The organism is Anabaena sp. CCY 9402-a, assembly GCF_963920945.1.
In the GTDB taxonomy this organism is placed as follows: Bacteria; Cyanobacteriota; Cyanobacteriia; order Cyanobacteriales; family Nostocaceae; genus Trichormus; species Trichormus minutissimus.
In genome coordinates, this window is the sequence record NZ_CAWUDL010000152.1 from 1 (window position 1) to 4,798 (window position 4,798).

9 protein-coding genes are annotated in these 4,798 nt (G+C 39.6%); 2 read left to right on the forward strand and 7 right to left on the reverse strand.

The window, feature by feature from the left end:
- Positions 1 to 63: 63 nt before the first annotated feature.
- Genes ACM0OR_RS27590 through ACM0OR_RS27610 form a run of 5 tightly spaced genes read right to left on the reverse strand, consistent with a single transcriptional unit; the run spans position 64 to position 2,200 of the window.
- On the reverse strand, positions 64 to 408 hold the full coding sequence (locus ACM0OR_RS27590; RefSeq protein ID WP_414579594.1) for a hypothetical protein: 345 nt from the start codon (positions 406 to 408) through the stop codon (positions 64 to 66).
- Positions 408 to 992: a hypothetical protein gene (locus tag ACM0OR_RS27595; RefSeq protein ID WP_414579595.1), complete on the reverse strand. Its 585-nt coding sequence runs from the start codon at positions 990 to 992 to the stop codon at positions 408 to 410. Before ACM0OR_RS27595 ends, ACM0OR_RS27590 begins: the two co-directional genes overlap by 1 nt.
- 2 nt (positions 993 to 994) lie before the next feature.
- Positions 995 to 1,519 (reverse strand): discoidin domain-containing protein, encoded by a 525-nt coding sequence (locus ACM0OR_RS27600; RefSeq protein ID WP_414579597.1) that lies wholly within the window; start codon positions 1,517 to 1,519, stop codon positions 995 to 997.
- The gene (locus ACM0OR_RS27605) at positions 1,509 to 1,859 is read right to left on the reverse strand and encodes a hypothetical protein (RefSeq protein WP_414579598.1); all 351 of its coding nucleotides are present in this window, start codon (positions 1,857 to 1,859) and stop codon (positions 1,509 to 1,511) included. The genes ACM0OR_RS27600 and ACM0OR_RS27605 overlap by 11 nt, the downstream gene beginning before the upstream one ends.
- Positions 1,860 to 1,861: 2 nt before the next feature.
- A complete protein-coding gene (locus ACM0OR_RS27610) occupies positions 1,862 to 2,200 on the reverse strand; it encodes a hypothetical protein (RefSeq protein ID WP_414579599.1) in 339 nt (112 codons plus the stop codon).
- Positions 2,201 to 2,423: 223 nt separating this feature from the next.
- Here ACM0OR_RS27610 and ACM0OR_RS27615 point away from each other — a divergent pair, with 223 nt between their 5' ends.
- The gene (locus ACM0OR_RS27615) at positions 2,424 to 3,002 is read left to right on the forward strand and encodes a tyrosine-type recombinase/integrase (RefSeq protein WP_414579600.1); all 579 of its coding nucleotides are present in this window, start codon (positions 2,424 to 2,426) and stop codon (positions 3,000 to 3,002) included.
- Positions 2,999 to 3,157, forward strand: coding sequence for a hypothetical protein (locus tag ACM0OR_RS27620; protein WP_414579602.1), 159 nt, complete (start codon positions 2,999 to 3,001; stop codon positions 3,155 to 3,157). Before ACM0OR_RS27615 ends, ACM0OR_RS27620 begins: the two co-directional genes overlap by 4 nt.
- A 225-nt stretch (positions 3,158 to 3,382) precedes the next feature.
- Here the strand turns inward: ACM0OR_RS27620 and ACM0OR_RS27625 are convergent, their stop codons facing one another.
- On the reverse strand, positions 3,383 to 3,934 hold the full coding sequence (locus ACM0OR_RS27625; RefSeq protein WP_414579603.1) for a hypothetical protein: 552 nt from the start codon (positions 3,932 to 3,934) through the stop codon (positions 3,383 to 3,385).
- Positions 3,935 to 3,979: 45 nt separating this feature from the next.
- Positions 3,980 to 4,687 (reverse strand): hypothetical protein, encoded by a 708-nt coding sequence (locus tag ACM0OR_RS27630; RefSeq protein ID WP_414579604.1) that lies wholly within the window; start codon positions 4,685 to 4,687, stop codon positions 3,980 to 3,982.
- Between the last annotated feature and the right edge of the window lie 111 nt (positions 4,688 to 4,798).

Consider the following 4,798-nt stretch of genomic DNA (forward strand, 5'->3'; position numbering starts at 1 on the left):
GCGTACTTTGCCGCTTGCCGTGCCAAAAAAGCACCGCTTTTAGTTTGGAGTGGGACAACCATATTATTTAAAAATAAATGAGAAGAAGTCCATAAAGCCTAGTAATTGCTTCATGACTCCACCGAATGATTTTTCTAAATCGGTGAAAATCTTTTCTACACTCAAGCAATAGCTTTCTAGTGCATTCAATCGCTTGAGTATTGCTGTTAAGTCTTGTGGTTTTTGCTGTCCTTGTTTAACAGCTTTATTTGCGGCGCGTTCTAGCTTATTCACCCTACCTTCTAGTGAGCCTATCCGCTTACTTAATCGCCCTAGTTCCTGTTTTGCGTCATTACAGCACTTGCTTTGAGCGTCAATCTTTCTACTAAGATTGACTAATGCTCTATCTATATCTTTGCATTCAGCCATTATTTAGCCCTCGTTTTAGAAGCTAAATTATTTATTTTTGATGCTGTTGATTGACAGGGGATGCAGCAGTAACCAGGGTATTTATTATGAGTGCATTTTATCTGTCCGTCTGGGCAATCATCACCGCAAGAAATTTTATAATTGCAATCTTTTACCTGTTTTTTAAATATCTGTACACCTTGAGCATTTTTTATTGTTAGATACTTGCCACCTTCAGAATAATTAGGATTATTTCTCTGTGAAATGCTTCTGTCCGGCGTTACTTTTATCTGTGAAGTTTTAGTGCCATCTATAAAAAATTCATATTTAAAAGCCGGGCAATTTTCATAAGTAGGGAACGGTGTATCTGTTCCAGTTGTATAACTATCCGCAGTGAATTCACCGCCATATTCACCGTTACCAGCATTACAACTACCAGCAAAATATCCAGTAAAAAATACCGTGTAGATGTATCTTCCTGTTCTTGGGATAACTTCACATTCAACAGTTATAGGAACATTGGTGGTTTCAAAAACTGAATCTACACCGTTCTCATTTTTGTAGGATACTTTCGCTTTACTCGCCCCACTACACTGTAATGTCATGGTTAGTATCCTATTATTTGAAATTCAGATAAACCTACGTTAGTACCTGTTCCAGCCGTCACAGTAAATCTCACCCAAGTAATAGTTTTTGTCGCAAATTCAACGATGCTATAAGTACCGTTGTTCAATATCCCCGTTACCGCAACACTACTACCATCTGAAAAGCTAAGAGTGCCAGCATTGCATCTGGCACTTTGACCGATTCTGTCCGCAATCTTCACTTGAGATACTTTCTTGGATGAACTGAAATCAATCTGTATCCAAGGATTAGTTTGATTCAATGATGCCCAATCGGTTGCTGTACTTCCATCAGTTGCCTTAATGGGGAGGAAGCTTGCATTAAATGATGAGCTAGCGGTGGCTGTTCCAATGCCAGAAATATTGCTCGCTACTTTTATATTTGCAGATAGCCAATCTAGCAAAGATGCGGCACTAATTTTTTTTGTAGTGCCTGTTGATGTGTCCCAAATAATTAATAAATCATCAATTGATAAATCGAGTGACTCAGGGAATTGGTTAATCTTCATCTGGTGTAAATTCCTCTATCACAATGGTATTTCTGATGAAATTTTGCTCACTTCTTTGAGAGAATGAAGCCTCCCAGTTGAATATACTTAAAAATTCGTAAGCGTCTTTATTGTCAAATTCAATGGGATTGTTGTTCTCATCTGTTATCGATTGTCCCTGTTCATCTTCAATAAATCCCTGAAATTTTTCGAGGGCATTAATAAGGATTGCAACCAATAAAGATTCAGCAGTGTTATTTGATTGAGGAGTTAATAAGGGTAAATCAGGTTTAGTGATTACTAAAACCTGATCATCCTGTATAGCATTAACCCCAAATAATTCTTGTAGGGTTAATTCCATGTTTAATAATCGTCTGGGTCGATTTCGACTGTGCCATAAGCTTTATCTAACTCGACGGCAATAGTATTCCTGATATAAGTTTCGGTTGTACTGCCGTTGACGCGAGTTGTGAATGATGGCGTTTGGCTCAAGTCAACAAATACGGATTGGTCAATATTTAAATCACGGTTAGCATCGGTCAACGCAACAGCAGCACGTTTCAATATTCCAGTTAATAAAGCTTCTGCTGGATTGCTTGCGCTTGCTGTTAGTCCTGGTAGGTCTGCTTTCAATATTGTCAGTGTGGTTGCATCCTGGGTTGCTCCCGCACCGAAGACATTAGTTAATGTTGGTTCTGCCATAATTCGGATTTTTTGATGAAGTGAATAAATCCGTTGTAAGCGCGATTTTAGAATTGGTAAATCTTCCAGTTTTATGTAAAAGCAGAATAATTGCTGAGGACGTGAAACTATTGTGATAGCTAGTATTGATGCACTTTTAGCTGTTAGCTAAAAAATAAAATATTCCGGTTTGACCAAGCATTTAGGTAAAACCGGAATAACTTAAGAGAAGAAAAAAGGTTATATGAAGAATAACCGAAATGGTCAAGCTGCTATTCTCACTGATAATGATTATTCTAAAATCCGTAAACAAATTAAAAGCAAGAAATATAAATTGCTTTTAGACATTGCTTGGTACACAGGTGAACGATGGGGGGCAATCGTCAAACTGCAACTTGCTGATGTTTATAACTCGGATGGAACACCGCGCGAATTGATCAATTTTCGCGCTAGGACTCGGAAGGCCACCCCTGACGGTAAGCGTAAAACTCGCCAAGTTCCTGTTCATGGTGTGCTGAGTGAGTGCCTGTCTAGTTACCAGCCTTCTGAATCTACTTGGTTGTTTCCCGATCGCACTGGTGAAAGTCCGATTTCACTGCGTTGGGCTGACATGATTCTACGTCATGCGGTTGATCAGGCTGGTTTATCCGCTAAGGGGATATCAACTCACTCCACCCGCCGCAGTTTTATCACCAAATTAGCCAAGCGTGGTGTGAGTTTGTCCACTATCAAGAAAGCTACGGGACACACCGATTTAAAGGTGCTTTCCCGTTATATCGAAGTAACTGACGATGACGTGAAGGAAGCGATCGCAACTTTATGAAAAATGAACTATTCGCCAAAATTGAAGAATTTTATGTACAGATGCAGCTGGGGAAGTATGACCATCCTTGTGATTTGGCAATCATACTGCAATCTTTGAGTGATGAGGCTTGGAATGAAGTTGATGAACTTTATCCCCAATCAATGCTTCCCTGAGTATATTAGTATCTTCAGAAGACTTGTAAATTCATTGATGCTTCTAATGCGATCACAATTTCTGGTTTAGTTGCGATCGCATTTTTCATGATTGAGATTTGGCCGGCTGGAATGTCTTGCGGCAAGTCTGGCAAAACCAACGCTGTACTACACTACCGTCATTTAGCTTATTAGAACCATTTTTATAAACCATACAACCCTTACAACGTGGACAGTCTGGACGATTCATTTTAAACCTCGTAGCATCTGATTAATTTCTACAGGGTTTTGACCATCTGCGATCGCAATTTCTACGGCCTGTTTTTTCTCCAGCACCGCGGCCAACCGCACACTACCAATGTGGCATCGGTGAATCTTTCTACCTTGCATCCAGCAATAACGGTAATATTTATATTTTTTCTCACAGCGTTTCACCCAATACTCCTCAACCCAATGGGTGTGTTCGGGAGCAACTTGATCAGTGTTTAATTTCTGCTCCCGAACAATTTCAGTATTCAGAGTAGTCTGTATTACTTGCTCCCGAACACTCATTACTTGGGCATCGGCTACCAAGTGCGGGAATTTCTTCTCCCATTCATTCCAAGCAATTTCATAATCCTGGAGTGTTGGGTAATCTTCTGGTTCTGGAGGGTCTTGGCTATCGTCGTAGAACAAACTGACTTGGCCATCTACTTCAACAAAACCAGGTGATAAGACAATCTCATCCCAGTATGGGTCTGTGACTGTTTTAATAACTTGCCTTGGAGCAAGATTAAACAGTGTTAATTGTTCAGTCATAATTAATCTGTGTTTAATTGATTCCTGCCAATTTGGCAGGTTTTTTTATAGGTGGAGATTATCAGAAGGGAATAATTCATCCCATTCTGTAGAGTTCCCAAACTTCTTGAGTAAAAGATTGTTATTTCGTGGAGCTTCCCACCAACGACCACGCAAACAGTCACGAATAAAGCCTTCAGGGTTCTCTATCTTGTCGAAACCACCCCGAAGGTTAAACATTAAAATTGCTAGCTTTATTTCGTGTTTAGGACGTTCTAGAACCTCTTTAATACCATCGTCAAAATTGATACCGTTCTCAGCAAGAGTGGCTAAGTTGTCATCAATATTAGAAGGCTGCTGCTGAGTATTACTCGGAACGGAAGATTGTTGGTTTGAGGGGTCTAAATCGTAACTATAATTATGGTTGTGTAACTTTTTTTCTCGCCGCTTTTTAGGTGGCTTCAACCATTCAAGAGGTCGCACAAGTAACTTAAATATCTTCCAACTGTACTGTTTAACTACTTGTATGACTCTATGTTCTACTAGCTGATCAAATATCTTTTTTAGGTAATTATGAGCGTATCCCTTGCCCCTAACTTTCTCTACCCAGTTGTTGAATGCTGATAAATCTGGTTCAACTTCTTCTGATATCTCACCCTCTAACATTAGCCACTGCCATAGAGATTTGGCGGCCGGGCTAATACGATGCTGGTAACAGTATGCTTCGTGTTCTTGTGTCCAAGGGATATTGATTTTATTACTATTTTCTGGCATGATGACTTTAACCTATTTGGTAATTTAGCCACCGCGAAGTAGTGTTTTTGGTGGCTATTTGCATTTTTAAAACTTGGTGATCACGTTTGTAGTGAATGCGATCGCAAAAAA

Bases quoted from the DNA above. Each gene is read 5' to 3' on its own strand.
- ACM0OR_RS27590 (WP_414579594.1), bottom strand. From the start codon at position 408: ATGGCTGAATGCAAAGATATAGATAGAGCATTAGTCAATCTTAGTAGA.
- ACM0OR_RS27595 (WP_414579595.1), bottom strand. From the start codon at position 992: ATGACATTACAGTGTAGTGGGGCGAGTAAAGCGAAAGTATCCTACAAA.
- ACM0OR_RS27600 (WP_414579597.1), bottom strand. From the start codon at position 1,519: ATGAAGATTAACCAATTCCCTGAGTCACTCGATTTATCAATTGATGAT.
- ACM0OR_RS27605 (WP_414579598.1), bottom strand. From the start codon at position 1,859: ATGGAATTAACCCTACAAGAATTATTTGGGGTTAATGCTATACAGGAT.
- ACM0OR_RS27610 (WP_414579599.1), bottom strand. From the start codon at position 2,200: ATGGCAGAACCAACATTAACTAATGTCTTCGGTGCGGGAGCAACCCAG.
- ACM0OR_RS27615 (WP_414579600.1), top strand. From the start codon at position 2,424: ATGAAGAATAACCGAAATGGTCAAGCTGCTATTCTCACTGATAATGAT.
- ACM0OR_RS27620 (WP_414579602.1), top strand. From the start codon at position 2,999: ATGAAAAATGAACTATTCGCCAAAATTGAAGAATTTTATGTACAGATG.
- ACM0OR_RS27625 (WP_414579603.1), bottom strand. From the start codon at position 3,934: ATGACTGAACAATTAACACTGTTTAATCTTGCTCCAAGGCAAGTTATT.
- ACM0OR_RS27630 (WP_414579604.1), bottom strand. From the start codon at position 4,687: ATGCCAGAAAATAGTAATAAAATCAATATCCCTTGGACACAAGAACAC.